Consider the following 21,153-nt stretch of genomic DNA (forward strand, 5'->3'; position numbering starts at 1 on the left):
AAAAACATCACCTCTTCTGACCCAGGGTGGGTCAATTCTTAATGCTCGTTAATGGGTCACTTTTACTTGCGCGTTGACACAGCTTTGAGTGGCCTGGAGTTGCCCGTGCTATCAACAAGCGCACCATCACGGTTCTCTTAGATCCTGCCGATCCCGAAAGCGTTCAAATAGAAGTGGATTCACCGCTCATTGTCGGGCAATCCGGTGGCGCTGCAGTCATCTGGGAAAAAGAACCGCCCGAAGCCAATCCCGAAGCACCGTTTGCTCAGTGGGTATGGAAGCGCAAGGACCTTACGGATCTTCTTCCTGATCCTCAAGCAACCGGTCTGCAAAACCTTACCGATGCCTTCCACATCTCCAACACTGGCTGGATTACCGCTAAAGGCGTGGATCATGAAGACCTGCGGCGGTGAGGGACGTAAAAAAATCTAGAAAATAGCTTTATTTTTGGTTACAAAAATATATAAAAAAGTAAACAAAAATAATGGGAAAACACCTAAATTCTATAGATAATAAAATAATCTCAAGGATATATGGCCTTAAAAGGGGTATTGTATTTACACCAAAAAAATTTAGAGATTTGGGCAGTAAACAAGCGGTGTTTAATGCTCTAAAAAGGTATGTTGAATCTGGGACAATTCGTAGGCTAGCTCCAGGTCTTTATGATTATCCCAGAAAGCACCCTAAACTGGGACTCATAGCTCCTTCAGTAGATAGCATAGCTAATGCGCTAAAAGGATCTGAGGCTATTAGAATTCAGCCGTCAGGTGCTTACGCTGCCAATTTAACTGGATTGTCTGAACAGCTTCCCATGAAAATCATTTTTCTTACAGATGGCCCAAGAAAGCTAGTAAAGGTAGGTAGACAGGAAATACGCCTCATACCAACAACACCTAGGATGATGGCAATGTCAGGCAAAATTAGTGGGCTTGTCACCCAAGCACTTAAACATATGGGAAAACAACAGATAGACGAGAAAATGATCGCAAAGCTTAAAAAGCGACTGAGTCAGAAAGATAAAAAGCAGTTATTAGATGATATTAGCTATCCACCAGCATGGATTGGAGATATCTTTAGAACTCTTGCAAATGAATGATTTTATTCAATTACCAGTAAATGAGCAGCTTCTTTATTATGAACAGGCTAAAGCTGAGTTAGGTATTCCTGCGGCAACGATTGAAAAAGATTTTTGGGTATGCTGGACGCTTAAACAACTCTTTGAACTTCCGAAGTGGAAGGATAAGCTAACTTTTAAAGGTGGTACCTCTTTATCAAAAGTCTGGAATCTTATCGATCGCTTTTCAGAAGATATTGATTTGATAGTAGACCGTGAATACTTGGGTTTTGGTGGAGAAAATGAACCAGAAGAAGCTCAGACTTCATCTCAAAAAAAGAAGCGTATCGAGAGACTTAAAAAAGCGTGTCGGAAAACTGTTTCAGAGGATTTGCTTTCTTGTTTAGAGAAACAAATTAACAAAGAGCTTCCAGATCCGTCTTTAGCTAAGATCATCTTTGACCAAGAAGATCACGACCATAATACAATAGAGTTCTATTATCCAAGAGTGTTTCCTGAGAAGAGTCTGGAAGCATTGCTTCCGTATGTGAAATTAGAAATAGGACCAAGAGGTGATAATTGGCCTGCTGATAAACACGAGATAAAACCATATCTTATTGAAGTGTTGCCCCAGGTTTTCCCTCCAGAAGGTAAAATAAAAGTAAATGTTCTAGATTCGAGTCGAACCTTCTTAGAAAAGGCTATGCTGCTTCATGAAGAAGGACAACGGCCTGAATCCAGGAAAAGAAAAGGTAGGATGGCTCGTCATTACTATGATCTGTATTGCATGATTAAAGCTGGAATAGGCGATAAGGCTATTGCAAATGAATCTTTAGTTACTCGGGTAAGGGAGCATCGCATGTTTTATTACAATGTTAGTTGGGTGGACTATGAAACACTCCGACCTGGAACGATGGAAATGCTTCCAGGACAAGATGCTTTATCTTTTTGGGAGAAGGATTATGAGTCTATGAAAAATAACTTCTTTTTCGGCGAAGTTCCAAGCTTTACAGAAATAGTGAACTCAGTTGAAACTTTTCAAGATAAATGGAATGCGCTTTTTAGCTAGTTCTTATTTGATTTGAGAGATCTCTCGATCAATACTAAGAATCTTAGTCTTGGTATAAACTTCTGAATGTCATTTGGCTTATTTAAAATCCTTATTTACCCATTACCCCCATAGAGCTAAGGTCATAAATAGATTTTTTCTAACACTTAGGAAACAGGCTGGATTACTGCTAAGGGCGTGGATCATGAAGGCTCCGCGCTAAAGTAAGAAGTTTGCTTCGCAAATGTCATTCGAACTGCGTTAATCCCTCTCCAGAGGCTTTGCTAAATGCCGCTCCACAGAAAGATATAATCGCTGTCGCGATCGGCAAGACATCCAAACCGGAGGAGTCCCAATCAAAGAACGGATTGGTACCCCGTCTTGGAATTGAGACCCTTGTACCCTACTCTATGAGGTGTGCTGCTCCGCAGATATAGGAGGGTTGCGCTAATGCGCATGTCATTCGAACTGTGTTCTTTTCCAAACGGTGTAACATTCTGACGCAATGAATGCGTCAAATGGTACCCCGTCTTGGATTCGAACCAAGGACCAAGAGATTAAGAGTCTCCTGCTCTACCGCTGAGCTAACGAGGCTTATCAAAAAGCTTGGAGTAAAGATCCGCTCACTCTTTTCAAATCTATCCATCACTGAGTTTGGTAAGACTTGAATGAAAGCCGATGTATGCCATCTCTACGTCACTGCTTATACCTAAGGGTACATGTTACTTTCGTGCGATACTTACTGGCAAGCTAATTTGGGAGCCTAATGATACCCGGATGAAATCACAGATATATAGGAATTTACATAAGATCTTGGCTGTAAAAAACATAGAGTCTCCTAGAGTGATATTGCTATTTTGAGATCTATGTCGCGATTTTATTGGTAATGCGTACTCAGCGGGCATCATAGTTTCTCCTCCTGTGCGATATAGGGTCTGCTCCGACGATGCGATTGATACATCTTGTTCGCTCTCTACCTTCTACTGTGAAACTATTATGCATCGAATCAACTTTCTAACGAATGATCTCGATGAACGGCCAATGATGTGAAGGCTTTGCTCATTATCTGCTATGCTCTTGTATATTCTAAAAAATATATAATCTTAAAGCTTTCTTGAAAAAATACAGGTTTTCATACAGTCTAACCGTTTAATGAGTACATCTCATCAAATGCCAGAGGTCAAAGAGAGCAAGTCTCCATCTGGTTTGTATGAGCAGCTCACGAAAGAAAAGACGGCCAAGTCAAACGCCATACAGATCCCGGAAATCTCTTTGCCTAAGGGTGGTGGTGCTTTAAAGGGAATCGATGAGCAGTTCCAAGTTAATCCTGCAAATGGGACAAGCAGCTTTAGTATTCCTTTACCGGTTTCTCCAGCAAGGAGTGGTAGTTCTCCGGATCTAGCTTTAAGTTATAATTCCGGTTCAGGTAATAGTCCTTATGGCTTAGGTTGGTCAGTCTCATACCCAGTGATTCAGCGCAAGATGGATCGATTACTGCCTCGTTATTTATCCGGAGAATTGGAGGATGTTTTTACGCTCTCGGGTGCGGAGGATTTAGTTGCCTACCTAGATGAGGATGGTGAAAACTGGAAGGTTAGAGAATCCCAGGTTGGGGATCTAACTATTCTACGATATAGGCCTAGGCAGGAAGGTTCTTTTTCGAGAATAGAGCGCATTACTCAGCTCAACAAAATCCCTTATTGGAAAGTTACTGGTGGAGACAACACTGTCATTTTATTTGGATTGGATGACGATTCTCGAATCCAAAATCCGGAAGACCCCAACCAGGTTTATGCTTGGCTTCCATCGTTTTCTTATGATGATAAGGGAAACTGGATTCGTTACGTCTATAAGCGAGAAAATTTTGATAATCTTGCAAGTGAACTGCACGAAAGGAATCGCTTGAATGGCTTGGCGGCCATTACTAATCAGTATTTAAAGCGTGTGGTCTATGGCAATCGAAAGCCTTGGTTTGCCAGTGATCCCTACCAACCCACACTACCTCCGAATGATGCGGAGTGTTTTTTTGAACTCGTGATGGATTATGGAGAGCATGATGCAGATGTGCCAACGCCTCAGGAAGTTCAGGTATGGAGTTCACGGCCAGATGCTTTTTCTTTCTATCGCGCTGGCTTTGAAATAAGAACGTATCGACGCTGTCATCGTATCCTGATGTTTCACCATTTTGAAGAGCTTGGTTCAGAGCCCTGCCTTGTCCGCTCATTAGATCTTACCTACAGCCCCTCTTCTATCAATGGCTCAGGTCAAACAGAAGTCAGTTACTTAAGTCAACTGACAAGCAGGGGATATGTGCGCCGGCAGGATGAAACTTATTCGACTAAAGCTCTGCCGCCTATGATTTTTGATTATCAGTCTGTTAATTGGAATACGGAAGTTAGAACAGTAGATGCTGATAGTTGCATGAATGCCCCAGTAGGTTTAGGTGGTGATTACGTATGGACGGATTTATATGGAGAGGGCATTTCAGGAATTCTAAGCGAGCAAGCAGAAGGATTATACTATAAGAGTAATTTTGGTGATATTGATGGCAGCAGTGGTGTTAAGCTAAGTCCAGCTAGTCAAGTTTCACCTAAGCCTTCTTTTAGAGGACTTCATCAAGGCGCTGTAGCACTTCAGGATTTAGAAGCTGATGGGGAAAAGCAGTTGGTAGTGAATCAACCTGGCATCCAAGGTTATTTTGAGATGACCGAAGACAATGACTTCAAGTCCTTTCAAGCATTTCAAACAGTTGCCAACATCGGATTATCTGCTGCTCATGCTCGCATTTTAGATTTAAATGGCGATGGCCGGGCCGATTTGGTAGTGACCGAAGATAATGTCTTTGTCTGGTATGCTTCAGAGGGAAAGAAGGGTTATAAAGCGGCGGAGCGATCCTTAAAAACCTTTGATGAGGAGTTGGGCCCCAGCGTTATTTTTGCAGATTTAAGTGATCAGGAATCTATCGTCTTGGCTGATATGTCTGGCGACGGGCTTACTGATATTGTCCGTGTGCGCAATGGAGAGATCTGTTATTGGCCCAATAAGGGGTATGGAAAATTTGGTGCCAAAGTCAGTATGAGTAATGCCCCAATTTTTGATTGTTCTGATGCCTTTGATCCTGAGAAAGTTCTGTTTACAGATATCAGTGGAACTGGAGCTACCGATATCGTGTATCTTGGTCAACAGAGTTTCAAAGCTTATGTCAATCTTAGTGGTAATGCCTGGAGTGAGAGCCAGGAGATTGATCCTTTTCTTCCCATTCATAGCAACAGTCAAGTCTCAGTAGTCGACCTACTTGGGACGGGCACTTCATGCATTGTCTGGTCATCTAATTTAGCAAGCGATAGTCAAAGGCCTATGCATTACATTGACCTGATGGACAGTCGCAAGCCACATGTCATGACTCGTTATGCTAACAACCTGGGTAAGGAGGTTTATTTAGAATATAGGAGTTCAACACACGATTATCTCAAAGATAAGCGAGAGGGTAAGCCCTGGATAACCAAGTTACCATTCCCGGTCCAGGTCGTCAGCAAGGTTACCGTTGAGGAACACATCACAGCAGTGTCTTTTAGCACCAACTATCGTTATCATCATGGTTACTACGACCATGCAGAGAAGGAGTTTCGAGGTTTTGGGATGGTAGAGCAACTTGATACAGAATTATACCGGACATGGTCTGCCAGCAGCAGCGGAACTAAGTTGGAGCAAACGGAGGAGCTGTATCAAGCTCCTGTGTTAACGAAAACTTGGTTTCATACAGGGGCTTTTTTGGATCGAGAACGGATATTGAACCACTACGAGAAAGAGTATTGGTATGAGGCTTATCAAAGGCTATTCCCTGAATCGTCTGTTGTTGTCAATGAACCGCAACTAGAGGATGCAAGGGTCGTAGCAGCAGAAAATCTTGAAGATCAAGCAATCATTGAATACCTGAGTGCAGATGAGTGGAGGGAGGCGCTGCGGGCCTGCAGAGGTATGATTTTGCGCCAGGAAATATTTGCTTTAGATGGTAAAGAGACAGATCACGATTCTTTAATGCTTCAGGCTAAACCGTACTCCGTGGCTACACACAATTGCGATATTCAGTTGCTCCAGCCTAGAGCAGGCAACAAGCATGCGGTATTCATGACAACGGAAAGGGAAGCTATAGGCATCTCTTATGAGCGCAACGAGGTTGATCCTAGGGTTACTCATCTACTCAACACTCGTATGGATGAATTGGGTCAAATTCTGGAAGCGGTTTCTGTCGTTTATCCGAGAAGAATAGTAGACCCTTATTTGCCACAAGACATCCAAGCCAAGCAGGCCCAAACCTTCATGACTTGTGTGCGGCATCAATATACCAACGATATTACTCAACCTGAGACATATCGCCTGCGTTTGGTGGCGGAGACAGAGACTTTTGAATTAACCGGTATCCTTCCATCGGGTGATCTCTATCAGCTCGGCGATTTTCAAAAGGCCTTGGAAGAATTTAACTCCACGACTAACCCAGTGGGAACAAGTGAAATTGCTTACCGAGACCAAGCGTCTACTGGCAGAGAACGTCGGCTTATCGAGCACACCAGGACTTTGTTTTATAATGAAGATTTAACGCATGCCTTGCCGCTATACCAACTGCCAACTCATGGGTTAGGCTATGAGAGTTACCAGTTAGCTTATACTCCTGATTTACTACTAGATCTCTTCGGAACCAAGGTCATTGACCAAAATACCCTGATGAATGAAGGGCGTTATATTGAGATGGAGGGTAATTGGTGGGTTCGTTCCGGTATCACACAATTGGTTGATACTTCCAATGGTGAGAGTCGATTCGATGCTGAAAGTCGATTTTTTACTCCCTTATCTTATACCGATCCATTCGGTTCTAAAACAACAGTGAATTACTTTAAAGATTACTTCTTGTTGATGGAATCGACCGTAGACGCTTTAGGTAATGAGATTACTGCTGAGAATTTCAATTTCCGTGTGCTCTCCCCTACACGTATGCGAGATGCCAATGATAACCTTTCTGAAGTCATCCTTGATGAACTGGGATTAGTCAAAGCGACTGCTTTGATGGGAAAGGGGCAGGAAGCAGATAACTTGTCGGGATTGAGTGAGGCCACCGAACAAGCCGAACACGATTTGATCAAGCACTATTTTACTCTCAAAGATACAACGCTATTACGAACTACTGCCCGTCAATTATTAAAAAATGCTACGACTCGTTTTGTCTATGATTTTGATCGCTACCAAACCTCATTGAAATTGCGCGAGGAGCAAATTAATCCAGGTCCCTGTGAAGTAGTCAAATACCTTCCATCTGTTGTTGGAGGGATCATAAGAGAAGAGCATCATGTCACTAATCCTAATAGTCCTCTACAGTTAGGATTCGAATATTCAGATGGTATGGGACAGGTTGCCATGGTCAAAACTCAAGCCGAACCTGGCGAAGCCTTAAGCCTTAATATCTATCCGGATTGCAGTTACAGTGTGGAGACGATTGACACAAATAATGATCTTCGCTGGCTTGGTAATGGCAGAACAGTGTTTAACAACAAGGGTAATCCTGTGAAACAGTTTGAGCCTTACTTTTCAGTGAACCCGTTTTTTGAGGATGCTAAGGAATTAGTCGAGCGCGGTGTAACACCTGTTATCTACTATGATGCTCTGGGACGTAATATACGGACAGAGCTTCCGGATGGCACGTTTACCAAAGTCGAATTTGATAGCTGGCAACAACGCATTTATGACTCAAATGATACGGTCCGCGACAGTCAATGGTATTTGGATCGCGGAAGTCCTGATCCGGCTGATCCCTCCTACAATCATCTTTCTACGGACCCACAAGTTGTCGCAGCCTGGAAAGCTGCTCAATATGATGATACTCCGCTCCAACTTCATTTGGACAGCCAGGGTCGTCCGGTCTACAGTGTCGAGCATAATCGAGTTCAAGGACAAGATACGTTTTATGCGACTCGTATTGAGCTCGACATAGAAGGTAATACCCTTGCAGTGATTGATGCCCGGGGTAACTCTGTCATGCAATATGGCTATAATTTTTTGGGGTATCGCGTTTATCAGAATAGCATGGATGCAGGGGAGCGTTGGATGCTGGTCAATGCAGTCGGTAGTCTATTGCGAGCCTGGGACGGTAGGGGGCATATACTTTCTAACACCTTTGATGTACTTCAAAGGCCACTAGAGATGCGGGTCGAAGGAGGGGACCAAGCTCAACCTCTCAATCATGTCTTTCAAAAGTTGGTATATGGTGAGAGCATGCCGAACGCAAAGAATCTGAATATGCGAGGTCAGGTTCAAGCCCTTTATGATACCGCAGGTAAGATCAGCAGCATTAGTTTTGACTTTAAGGGGAATTTGCTTGAAGGGAACCGTCGTTTTGCCTCTGGTTATAGACAAACTGCCGATTGGTCTGGGCTAGATCCTGACAACCTTCTAGAAGCGGAAACATTTATTTCTAAAGTTAGTTATGATGCACTGAATCGGCCTATTTTTATAGAGACATCTGACGGTAGTATTTATATCCATAGCTTCAACGAGGCGAGTATGCTGGATAGCATATCAGTCAACATGGAGACCCCAAACGGTTTGAGCCGTATCGAGGAAAACTGTGTCAAAAAAATTAGTTACGATGAAAAGGGACGTCGCAAATCTATACTATATGGTAATAGCACCAGGTCTGACTATATTTACGACCCAAAGTCCTTCCGCTTAGTACGCTCGCAGAGCAAGGGCATGAATCAAGAACTTCTGCAGGATTTCATCTACCAATATGATGCAGTTGGAAATATTACTGAGATACAGGATAGTGCTGCTCCAACTGTTTTCTTTGGAAATATGGTGAGTCAAGCTCGCTCGCTATATACCTATGATGGCTTAAACCGTCTGGTCGAGGCAAAGGGTAGAGAGCATGTTGCTCAAAATACATTAGGCTCAGAAGATCATTGGCATGATCTTCCATTTCTTAAGCGTTATCAGGCGGGAGATTCGATGGCCATGCGCCCCTACACACAGAGTTATCAATATGATAGTGTAGGTAATCTTCTGCAAATGCAACATGTGGCACAAGGAGGTAACTGGACGCGTGACTATAACTACGAATCAGCTAACAATCGCTTAAAAAGCACTCAAGTTGGCCAACAAATATATCATTACCCTTACCATGCACAGCACGGCAACATGATCGCTATGCCGCATCTTCCCTCCATGCAGTGGAATTTCCTTGATCAGCTGCTTTCTACATCGCGACAGGCCGATAGTAGCATATCAGAAACCACTTGGTATGTATACGATGCTGGGGGAGAGAGGGTGCGTAAGATCACAGAAAACCAGGGAGGGAACTCTCTGAAAGAAGAGCGCCTTTATTTGGGTGGTTTGGAAATTTATCGCAAACATAGTGGTCAGCATGCAGGTTTGGAACGACGTTCCTTACACATTTCTGATACTGCTGGCAGAGTCGCGATGGTGGACACCCGTAATGAAATAGACGATGATACGGGGCAGCGAACGATCCGTTATCAAATGGGTAATCACCTGGGATCTGTCAGTTTAGAAACCAATGAGTCAGCTCAAGTAATTTCTTATGAGGAGTATCATCCCTTTGGTACGACAGCTTATCAAGCGGTGAACGCCTCCATCAAAGTTGCTGCCAAACGCTATCGTTATACAGGGATGGAGAGGGATGAGGAATCTGGGCTTAGTTATCATTCTGCGAGGTATTATATTCCTTGGTTAGGTAGGTGGACGATCTATGACCCAATGGGCTTGGTAGATGGGCTAAATATTTTTGCTTATAGTTCCAATAACCCTATAGCGCTCTCAGATCCTTCAGGACAGCAAAGTCAAGCACCTGAGCAAAAGGGCCTGGTTAATGTTGTTCCAGGAACAACATTTACAGGAAAGGAGTCAGTGGAGCAACTCCACACAGCGGCTAGAGCTAGTGGCTATGACTTTACGGGGGAACCCACCTGGGATGGCAGCGGCTGGCATGTGGGAAAGGTGTTTCGTATCAGTCCTCGTGAAACAATTTTAGCACAAGTCAAACAAATGACAGATCCCTTAAACATGGGAGATAGTGTTCAAGGTGGCTTTGGCGAAAGTTGGCCTATTTTGCCGCAACCGGGGAATGGTGCAGGGGATGATAAGAACAGTGATCGTCAGTTGCCATCTATGCTGCCACCTTTTTCTACTTCCAACAATACTGGTCCTCTGGGCAGTTTAGTTCACGCACGAGTTCTCCCGGAGCTGACGGAAAGACTATTCAAGCACGGTATTATCTCTCACTTTGAAATTCGTATACCTGGGGCAAGCAAAAGTGGTAGTGGTAATCCGGGGCGAGTTGATTTTGATGTTTATCCTCCAACAGAACCTGGGATTCATAGATATGAGCTAAAGCCTCATAATCCCTATGAGTTCGAGAACTATGCTGGTGAAATCGATTGGTATAATGATTTTCCTAATCCGGGTGACCCACTTGGATGGCTCCCTGCACAAAGAGGGACTTATTTAGCCGACCATGTTAAACCAGAGCATCCAGATGTCTTTGATCCCATTAAAACTACTATTGGGGGTCACCAGGTATCTATTCACCTATATCTTCCGGAGCCAGGCTTAATTACTTATACGGTGCATTATAGTGGAGGTCATCCCGTTGGTGTTCCAGTAGAAATTCGTGAGAGGGGCAAAGAACCTCGTTTCATTGACCCTACTTGGTATGACAAATTCTTTTTAATAGATGGAGAGGCCAACATTGAATTTGTTTTAAGAACTACGGTAGAAGTAGAACTCACCTTAGCTACTGGGGGTGCATTTAGGGCTCTAAAGGGTATTGGTTTCCTTGGTAGGATGAGTGGTTTGGGTAGGTTTGTGCCAGCTTTATAAGTTGAATAGTCTATTTAAGAATTAAAAATAAATAATAAATAAAATGAAAAAAATTATTCCACCAATCCGTTATGGTGATCAAGACCAAGTGGTTGGCAATCTACAAGAGGCCTTGATAGCTTTGGGTTTCCCAATTAATCATGATAGAGAGCTATCCGAAAAAAGCTATGGTAGCTATACTTCAAGAGCGGTTAGGTTATTTCAAACACGTTATCAACTCTCAGAACCAGACGCTGGCCAGGTAGATCAAATCACTGCAGATAAAATCAATGAGCTACTAAACGAAAAAGGGCTTTTGGAAGATGAAAAATTATATTCGGTCAGCGGTTATCTTTATAATAGTCGTGGCCGACCGATTCCAGGTGTTACTGTGAACGCCTACGATGTGGATCTTAAAGGTGTGCGTGTTTATAAGAGTCTTAAAACACAAATAGAGCTTGATGAGAGTGATGGCTTTGAGAGGCTTGGCCAAACTCAGACAGATCAAACCGGTTTTTATTCCATCAGTTTTACAGATACAAGCTATCGAGAAGCAGAACGACGTTTGGCAGATGTTATCGTCTATGCGATCGAGGGGCAACGGACAGATAGCGGGGCACAACAGGGCATCATTTTGGGTCATTCAGAAATAGCTCGTCCAGAGAACTACACTGCTGACGGTAAAATCGAAAACCATCATATGATACTCAGTCTAAGTGGTTATCGAGAAAGTTCTGAATATGAGCAATTGCTAAATAGAGCAAATTCTTTCTTAGAGGAATCTGGCCTAGCGTTAAGTGATCTCCGGCAGTCGGATGAACAAATTCTGTTTCTAGCTCAAGAAGTAGACTGGCCTCTGGAGCAAGTTTCTCTTTTAGTTCAGAGCACTGCTTTTGAGAGGTATTTTGAGGGCACACAAAACGATTATTTTTATGGCCTAGGTCGACAAAGCATTCCTTTAAATATCTTTTCTCTGGCTTCTCAAACTAAGGAAACGCTAAAGGAAGCTTTAACAGAATCCATGAAAATCAATATCATCTCTTTTAGAAGCGATGAGGAAATTGAAGTTTTCATCGAAAAAGTTATAGAAAAACTGAGCTTGGAAATGCTTCAGACCAAGCCTGACGAGAACGCATTTGCTCTAGGAGAATATCTAGATATTGCACTGCCTGGAGAATCCGAAACTCAGCAAGCGTTATATCAAGCCTACGTTTCTCACGAGGGGTCTCCAGAAACTTTTTGGAACGAGGTGCTACCTCGACATCCTCTTTTTATAGATCGACGCGAGAGCATTGCGAAATTGCAAATGACTAATGAACTCATGATGCTGACGGGTGATCACTTACCTTTGATTAGAGCCGTACTGACTGAGCGTCATATCTCGGCTTCGGAAGAACTCGTGACTTGGTCTCAGGAAGATTGGCGAGCTCTCATAGACCGCAGTGGTATGCCCCAATCCATACCTGGTGCAACGCTCGAAGAACAAAAGGAAAACTACCGACAAAGTATAACCCAACAATTAGAAGCCACTTATCCGACTGCTAAAGTCGCACATATGGTGCAAACGGAAGCTCTTCATCTAGATGACCCCCAAGTGCGCCCTGCCCTAAATTCTTTTTTCCAAAAAGCTGATGATTTTGATTTACGTCATTCGCGTGTTCATGACTTTGAAAGCCAGATCAATGAGGCTGGTGATGAACAAAGTGAAGTTCTCAGTGAGCAACTTAAGAAAATACAACGAACTTTTCAACTCAGTCCTAGTTCAGAAATCATGCAAAAGTTAATGCAGTCTGGGATCACTTCTGCTCAACAGGTCATAGAGATGCCTAAGGGGACTTTCATTAAAAGCTATCAAACGGAACTAGGGCAGGACGAAGCTCATGCGGTTTACGCACGAGCATCCCATATGGCTTCGCAAAATTTGCTTATCAAAACAACACTCTATGAGGCAACGTCTGTTCACCCACAATCAGTCACTCCCCAAACTAGTCTACCACAAATGCTGCAACTAATTGGCAAATATATACCCAATTACGAAGAGCTTTTTGGTGAAGCCACGTTATGCGAGTGCAAGCACTGTCAATCGGTATATAGTCCTGCAGCCTACCTGGTAGATCTTTTACAGTTTCTAGAACGCACAGGCAAGAATGACCTCAATGAATCTCCTTTAAAATTATTACTTAAGCGTCGCCCTGATTTAGCTCACCTGCCTTTGACCTGTGAAAATACCCATGGCGTCCTTCCTCTTGTGGATCTTGCTAATGAAATTATGGAGTACTACTTGGTTAATGGAACATTGGATGCCGATACTGCGAATGATACAGGTAAAGTTCCGACAGGGGTATTGCAGGCGACTCCTCAATATATTTTACCAAAGGCTTACGAAATTTTAGCGCAGGAAGCTATTTATCCTTTCAAATTGCCCTATCACCAACCTCTCGACACTATTCGAACGTACCTAGAACATTTAGATAGTAGCTACTTTGAAGTCATGGATACGTTTAGGACAAGCCAAGCGACTTCTATGAGTCTTGAACTAGCGACTGAATATCTGCGCCTTAGTACTCGAATTCGTTCCATTATTACCAATCAAGCTCCTAATCTTAATCTTCAGTTGTATTATGGATATGATCCGCAGAACCTCAATTGGAAGAATCAGTTGATTCAAGTTCCGGAACTATTATCTCGTAGCGGCATTGCATATTCAGATTTAGTAGCTTTACTTGAGACCCGATTTCTCAATCCCCATCAATATACCTTAACGTACCTGGAGAATATCCTGAGCGACAGCTCACTGAGCAGTGCCGACTTTTATGACAAGTTAAAAGATGTAGAAAGTGGCAACCTAGAGCCAGAAAATGACCCGACCCTAAAAAGCTTACTGGATCTCAAAAATATTCCTTATGTTGGTTTTAAGGAATGGGTCATGAATCACTTATCAGGATTTGAGAAGGTTTTGACCCTTTACGAACCAGATTCTAAGTGCGATTTAGAATCTACCAAAATTCGCAGTCTGCTTTTTCTCTACGAGCCAACGGACCCCAACGCGGAAGTTCCCGATCTATTCTTCCTTCGTTTACATAGCTTTATAAGGCTTTGGCAGAAGCTAGATTGGTCAATTCAAGAGTTAGACTTAGCCCTTCAGGTGTTGCCAGGTTCTGAGATTGATGATGCTATGATTCAGCAAATAGCAGAGCTAGATTGTCTAAAATCCCGCTTAAAATTACCCCTTGATCAGCTGCTCTGTTTTTGGGGTCCTATCAACACGCATGGTTCTGATGCTTTATATCGAAGTCTTTTTCTCAACCCAGATTTACAAGAGATTGATCCGGTCTTTGAAGCCGATGCAATGGGTAACTTTCTTGATCCGGTCAATTTGATTAAAGATCATGAAGCGGTAGTTAGAGCTGCCTTTCGGGTGAGTGCTGACAATTTTTCCGCGATTATGCAGTTTGAGAATTTAGACCCTGTTGAAGCTTCCTTGAGCTTACAAAATCTCAGTCAAATTTATCGTAATATCCTACTGGCGAAAGCCCTTAAATTAGAGATATCTGAACTTTTGCTGGCCAAACAAATGATTCCGGTTAACCCATTTTCTGAGTGGGATCAAAATCAACAGGCCTTTGCTAGTATTTCACCTGCTAGCACACAAACTTTCGTTCAGGCTCTAGAGCAAATCAAGCAGTCAAATTTTTCGCTTCATGATTTAGCGTATCATTTTGATCTCAAGACTAATGTTGATGGGCAAGCTTTAACACAAGAATCGGTTTTTTCTGCTGTACTTAGCATTCGAAATGGTTTGTTAAAAGTACAGGCGGATCATCCGGATCTAGATATGATTGATCCAGAAACACTCAAGCTAAAGCTTGGGCTACTTTTTGAAGCTAGTGCGGTTTCTCGTATCATCAGTCTATTAGATCACAACAGTATCTTTAGTGCCATAGCCCCAACCAATCTTGCTCTCAATATCAATCCATTAGATATTTCATTAAGCAATAAATTTGATTATGACGCTGCAAATGGAACGGTGACTTTCAGTGGAATCATGATAACTGCTGAGCGTGATGCTTTACTGGCCTTAAATAATGATTTGGGTTATCAAGCTGCTATTACATCGCTATATGTTCAGCCTGAGGAATTTATTACCGAAGATTTACATGGCATTTTCTCAAATGCTCCGTTTGCTATTGAGAAGCTTTTGAATCGTCCAGAGCAACAGCAACCTCTCTCGCAAGAAGAGCGTTACCTCTTTTTCTTTGATGCCTTGCTTCCTTTTCTGAGAGGGCGATTGGAACAGGAGGTAATCATAAGCACGCTAGCTTCTATCCTTTTGCTTGATGAAGCAACTACTCAGCTGTTAATAGAAAAATATATACCAGATCCTATGTTATTATTACAGGGCGGATTGTCTGGAAAATATTATAACAATGCTAATTTTGCTGATCCATCAGCATACGAACAAGTTGATCCTATGGTTAGTTTTCAATGGGAGGAGGGACCAAACTCGCTTCCTATGGATAATTTTAGCATTTCTTGGGAGGGTTGGATTCAAGCTTTTCAAGGTGAAATTCCAACCTTTGTCGTTACTATTAATGGCAATGATGAGGCTGTAAGCCTATGGCTAAATGATGAATTAATTTTGGAACGCTCTTCCAACAACAGCTCACAAGCATTGAAATTAGAAGGGATCGCATCTTTCCCATTGGAACCCACTAGGTTATATCCCATACGCCTTAAGTACGTCGATTTCTCAGGTCCCGCGGAGATACATCTAGCATGGAAGACACCCACTCAAGCCTCTGAGATCATTGATAGTGATTATTTATATTCTCAATCGGTAGTACAACTATTTTCTCAGCAGTTCACAAATCTATCCAAAGCCGCTCACTTGATTCGAACGTGGAAACTATCTCCGGAGGAAGTCGCCCACTTACTTAAATACTCTGATGAATTTGCTCAATTGGATTTTTCTAATATGACGTGGGATGCTTGGCAGAGAGTTCAGCAGTATATCTCATTAAAGTTGCAAAGTAGTGTTTCAGTTGAGGCTTATTTGAGGTTATTCAACTTGGCTTACTCCACTAGTACAGATCTTTTGAAAATCCAATCCTATCTTGAAGAACAATTTAACTGGGATAGCTCAACTCTCAGTGCACTCTTCGCTCACTTTGGTCTTAGTGTTTTGGATTTTAAAAATGAGCAAGCTCTCATCCGATTAAGTAACTGTTTAGAACTAATAAATCGCATGGAAATAGAGTCATCTCGGTTGATTGATTGGTCTGTTCCAGAAGATGATTACAGTAAGCTACACGGCAGAGCTCAAGAGATTAAGTACTGCGTTAAAGCGCATTATGACGAAAGCTCTTGGCTTAAGATAGCCCCTTCACTCAATGACTCTCTTAGAGAGAATCAAAAGCAAGCTCTGATTTGTTATCTCATCATACAGCCAGATTTAAAAGACTGGGGTGTAAGAAACGCTGATAGTCTATTTGATTACTTTTTGATAGATGTGCAAATGACTCCTTGCATGGACACTTCACGTATTAAACAGGCCATCTCCTCTGTCCAACTCTTTACTCAGCGTTGTTTACTCAATTTGGAAAGCGAGCTCAATCAGAGCAGCCAAGAAATTGGGGTAGCTCCGGGCTTCATTGATGTCGATCACTGGGAATGGATGAAGAATTACCGGGTATGGGAAGCTAATAGAAAAGTATTTCTCTATCCTCAAAATTGGCTCGAACCCGAGTGGAGAACAGATAAAAGTCCTTTCTTTAAAGAGCTCGAATCAGAGTTACTACAAAATGATATTACCGAGGAAAATATTGAAAATGCTTTTCGCAACTACCTCTATAGTTTGGATGAGGTAGCTAGGCTAGAGGTTTGTGGTCTTTACGAAGATCCCGCTAACCAGATTGTTCATACTTTTGGTAGAACGTCTACCATCCCCTACAATTTTTTCTACCGCAAGTATTACAAAAAGTACCAGCGATGGAGCGCTTGGGAGAAAGTTTCTGCTGATATTCAAACGACTGGCTTGGGAGAAGAGAGCGGGGTCTACTTAGTTCCGGTAGTTTGGCGCGAGCGCCTTTACTTGTTTTGGCCTGTATTTAATGAAAAAACAGAGCCGGTGGATACAGGCTCTAAAAGCTTTAGCCAGTTAGCTGACACGTCAGTTAAAGACAATCAAGCTAGAAAAAATTACGAAATTCAAATCGCATACAGTGAATACCGTGATCATGACTGGACACCGAAAGTTATTTCAGAAAGTTATAAAGTTAATATCGCCAGTCCATATGCTAGCAAAATACCCTCAAAAAAATGGCCCGTCATTGATATAAGTAAGGTTTTTATTCAATCCAAGATTGATGAAGAGAGTCAGGCTCTTTCCCTTCATTTTACTTTCAGCATTGGGTATTTAAATACAAGATATGAGAAAACGATCAAAGCAACACTCAATAACAAGCATGATCAATTTGATTTTAGCAATGGTATGTCTGCGGCGGAAGCAACCGAACTCTATTTATTTAATCGAGTGTTTAAGAACTCTGCAAAACTCATTCTTAATAATAATAACATCTTAAATAAATCTAAAAGATTCAATTTATCTATATCTAATGGTTTCACAAATTCCTTTAGCCCAGGAGCCACTTATTATCAGGATTTTTATCAGACAAATTCTGCACTACCCTTTTATCCGAAATCGAGCTTTTATCAGGAAGGACGCAATGTCTACTTTGCGGAAAGCCTTAACAATTATGCCGGCATTCTTTTTGAAGTGGCTAAGAATTTTAAATCCAGAAGAGCTTTACAGCCCTCTTCTAGTATTAAATTTGAGAATGACCTGATCAAGCAGCCTATTGATCTGGGTATCAATGGATACTCTTTGAGTAAACCGGCTAACAAATTTATTTTAGAAAAGGCCTTTGTTACGCCTCCATTGACTTTTAAATTTAGCAATGCGCTGAAATTTTCTGTTTTTTATCACCCATTTGTTGGGGATCTCATTGAGCGCTTAAACCAATATGGTATTTCTAAGTTATTAGCAGGAGACACAGAGCTACCAGATGACCAGGGAACGATTTTTAAAAACCGCTACTCTCCAGATTTATCAAGAGTGGGCGGTGGCTATCCCAGAGAAAATATAGACTTTAGTCGTCAGGGTGCTTATAGCCTTTACAACTGGGAACTGTTTTATCATGCCGTCATGCTAGTCGCGACCACTCAGAGTAAAAATTATAAATTTGCTGAAGCAGATAAGTGGTTCAAATATATTTTTGATTATACTACGAATGAAACCCCATTTTTTCTCAATCCTTATGGTCGGTATTGGAAACTTCCCATTTTTCGAAATGCTCCCGAGTTCGATCTCGAAGATTTCTTTAAATCGCTAAGCCCAAATCAAAGCAGTACTCAAATTACTGAGTGGCGCGACAATCCTTTTCAACCATTTCTTATTGCAAATCATCGGGTGAGGGCCTACATGGAAAATGCGTTCTGCAAAACGTGTGAAAATCTGATTGCTTGGGGAGATCACCTGTTTCGCAGAGATACAATGGAAAGTATCAATGAAGCGACACAGCTATATATATTAGCGGCTCATTTACTGGGTCCTAAGCCAAAGATTATTCCTCGCCGTGGTTCCATTAAAGCAGAGACTTATGATAGCTTAAAACCCAAGCTAGATGCCTTCTCGAATGCACAAGTGGAGCTAGAGAATTTATTTCCTTACAGCAGTTCTGTGAGTAGCAGTAATAATACCGCCACGGAAACTTTGTTAGGTAGCAGCTCTGCGCTTTATTTTTGTATTCCCCCCAATGAAAAAGTTTTCAGTTATTGGGATACTGTTGCGGACCGTTTATTTAAAATACGGCATTGTATGAACATCGAAGGGGTTGAGCGGCAATTAGCGCTTTTTGAGCCTCCTATTGACCCAGCTCTGTTGGTGCAAGCGACTGCACAGGGGTTGAGTATCGGTAGTGTATTAGGAGATCTTCATAGCCCTATGCCGCATTATCGCTTTACCTTCATCGTCCGTAGAGCATTTGAGATCTGTCAGGAGGTTAAATCTCTTGGAAGCACGATGTTATCGGCATTAGAGAAAAGGGATGCTGAAGAATTAGCTCGTATGCGGGCTGAACATGAGCTTGCTATGAATGATCTTGTCCTTTTAGTCAAAGAAGAGCAGATTCAAGAGGCTTTTAAAAATGCTGAAAGCCTTCGGAAAGCCTGGGATACCACAGTAAGCGAATTCAAACATTTTCAAGAGCTCTTGGGATTAGAAACGCTTCAGGATCCACAACTCGAGGAGACCACTATTAAATTAAAAAATGGTGATGAAATCGCCATCACCAATAGTGATATCTCCATAACACCTATTGCAGTGGATGTAGATGTCAGTTTAGTCGATAGCAGCAAAAGCGGTGTAAAAATCATTCCAAGTGAAAAAGAGGAGTTAGATAAGATGCTTGATTCTAAAGAAGATAGGAAAAAGGCATCTTGGCTAGATAAGACGGCAAATGCTAGTTATTATGTGCCGGAGTTTGAAACTAATATTAAGCCTTTTGGAACAGGGAGTAGTCTGGTCATAGGCGGCCAGCATGTTGGCTCTGCTTTTTCAGCGATTGCTCAGCATTACCACATGTTGGCTGATATCGATACCTATGAAGCGAGTAAGTCAAAAATTTTAGCTGGATATGTTAGACGCGAGCAAAATTGGACGTATCAGGCTAATCAAGCTGGCCTGCGACTCAAGGAGTTGGCTAGTCAGATTGCTAGCGCAGACATTCGCTTGCACCTGACTCAACAAGAGCTTGTGAACCACAAAAAACGCATCCAACAAAACCAAGAAGCATTTGATTTTGTAAAAGATAAATTTACCAATCAGGAGTTATATCTCTGGATGAAAGATCAGTTGTTTAATGTATATAAGCAAACCTATCAACTCGCTTATGAGACGGCCAAGCGGGCTGAGCGCACCTATCGCTTTGATTTAGGTGAAGAAAGCAGTAATTTTATACAATACGGTCATTGGGAGAGCAGCAAAGAAGGATTGCTTGCGGGTGAGCGTCTGCTGCTTGCTCTAAATCGCATGCAGAATAGCTATCTAGATAAAAATAAGCGTGATCTTGAAGTCACAAAACATATTTCCTTGCGTCAGCTTGACCCCATGGCTCTGATGGAGCTTAAAGCTACGGGTAGTTGCAAGTTGCAAATTCCTGAATATCTATTTGATTTGGACTTTCCAGGACATTATTTCAGGAGAATTAAAACAGTTAGCTTGTCTATCCCATGTGTTGTAGGTCCTTATACAAGTGTCTCTGCGCAACTTACTTTAACAGGCAATCGGATTCGTAAAAACGGTAATGCTACTCAGAATTACAGCTACCAGGGAGTGAATGATCCAAACTTTATTCATGATTGGGTTGGTTTGCAGTCTATAGCAACTAGCTCAGCGCAGCAAGACAACGGTCTTTTTGAATTTAACTTTCAGGATGAACGATACTTACCGTTCGAAGGTGCAGGAGCCATTAGTGAATGGCAGTTATCCTTGCCTGCTGAGCTTCGGCAGTTTGATTATGCTAGCATATCGGACGTGATCATGCATATGAGTTATACCTCGCGCCAGGGTGGGCAAGCCCTGGGTCAATCTGCCACGCAGCATATAAAAGATGCGGTCATTGGGGCTAATACAAATAGGCAGACTCAACTTTTCTCTCTTAAGCAGAATTTTTCAACGGAATGGCATCGAGCTGTTGCTGGAAAAACAAACTTTAAGGCCAATATTCGTAAAACGCATTTTCCTTACTTGGCACAAGCCTTTAGGGTAGAAGTTGAACAAATTGATGTGTGGGGCTCAGATGGCGAGACTCTTACACCTTATAACGGTTTCGTCATCAAACCTGCCAATCTACAAAATGATTTTAATGACCCATTAAATGAAAGTAATCCTTCAAGTAATCAAGAAGTGCTTACAGCAGAATTAGAATTAGATCTATCAAATCTTGCTACGGAGCAGGAAATATTCATTTTAATGAACTATGCTTTGGTGTAGATCCAAAGGAGTTGTCTGAAATACCTCGCTGTCTTTTCAAAAGGTGTTTTTCAATGCCAAGACATTCATGAGCAGAACCTAGTGGTCTCATCGTTTTTTATTTGTCTTAGTGCTGGGATATGAGAGGCTTTTGAC

At 42.2% G+C, this 21,153-nt stretch carries 5 protein-coding genes and 1 tRNA gene; 5 read left to right on the forward strand and 1 reads right to left on the reverse strand.

Features of this window, described 5'->3' with window-relative positions; all coding sequences use genetic code 11:
* The first annotated feature begins 173 nt into the window (after window positions 1-173).
* From AAGA18_03425 to AAGA18_03435, 3 genes are all read left to right on the forward strand, one after another.
* Window positions 174-413, forward strand: a complete 240-nt coding sequence (locus tag AAGA18_03425) for a hypothetical protein (GenBank protein ID MEM9444380.1) — start codon at window positions 174-176, stop codon at window positions 411-413.
* 71 nt (window positions 414-484) lie between these two features.
* A complete protein-coding gene (locus AAGA18_03430; GenBank protein ID MEM9444381.1) occupies window positions 485-1,096 on the forward strand; it encodes a DUF6088 family protein in 612 nt (203 codons plus the stop codon).
* A complete protein-coding gene (locus tag AAGA18_03435) occupies window positions 1,089-2,123 on the forward strand; it encodes a nucleotidyl transferase AbiEii/AbiGii toxin family protein (GenBank protein MEM9444382.1) in 1,035 nt (344 codons plus the stop codon). Before AAGA18_03430 ends, AAGA18_03435 begins: the two co-directional genes overlap by 8 nt.
* Before the next feature lie 498 nt (window positions 2,124-2,621).
* On the opposite strand, the gene AAGA18_03440 is transcribed toward AAGA18_03435, so the two are convergent.
* Window positions 2,622-2,696: transfer RNA gene (locus AAGA18_03440), tRNA-Lys, on the reverse strand.
* A 576-nt stretch (window positions 2,697-3,272) separates the two neighbouring features.
* On the opposite strand from AAGA18_03440, the gene AAGA18_03445 reads away from it, so the two are divergent.
* Both AAGA18_03445 and AAGA18_03450 read left to right on the forward strand, forming a co-directional pair.
* Window positions 3,273-10,988 (forward strand): SpvB/TcaC N-terminal domain-containing protein, encoded by a 7,716-nt coding sequence (locus AAGA18_03445; protein ID MEM9444383.1) that lies wholly within the window; start codon window positions 3,273-3,275, stop codon window positions 10,986-10,988.
* A 43-nt stretch (window positions 10,989-11,031) separates the two neighbouring features.
* Window positions 11,032-21,018, forward strand: coding sequence for a neuraminidase-like domain-containing protein (locus tag AAGA18_03450; protein MEM9444384.1), 9,987 nt, complete (start codon window positions 11,032-11,034; stop codon window positions 21,016-21,018).
* The last annotated feature ends 135 nt before the right edge of the window (window positions 21,019-21,153 follow it).

It is taken from the genome of Verrucomicrobiota bacterium, from assembly GCA_039192515.1.
GTDB lineage: Bacteria > Verrucomicrobiota > Verrucomicrobiia > Methylacidiphilales > JBCCWR01 > JBCCWR01.

Coding starts and splice junctions, on each gene's coding strand:
- AAGA18_03430 (MEM9444381.1), top strand. CDS start 485: ATGGGAAAACACCTAAATTCTATAGATAATAAAATAATCTCAAGGATA.
- AAGA18_03450 (MEM9444384.1), top strand. CDS start 11,032: ATGAAAAAAATTATTCCACCAATCCGTTATGGTGATCAAGACCAAGTG.
- AAGA18_03445 (MEM9444383.1), top strand. CDS start 3,273: ATGCCAGAGGTCAAAGAGAGCAAGTCTCCATCTGGTTTGTATGAGCAG.
- AAGA18_03435 (MEM9444382.1), top strand. CDS start 1,089: ATGAATGATTTTATTCAATTACCAGTAAATGAGCAGCTTCTTTATTAT.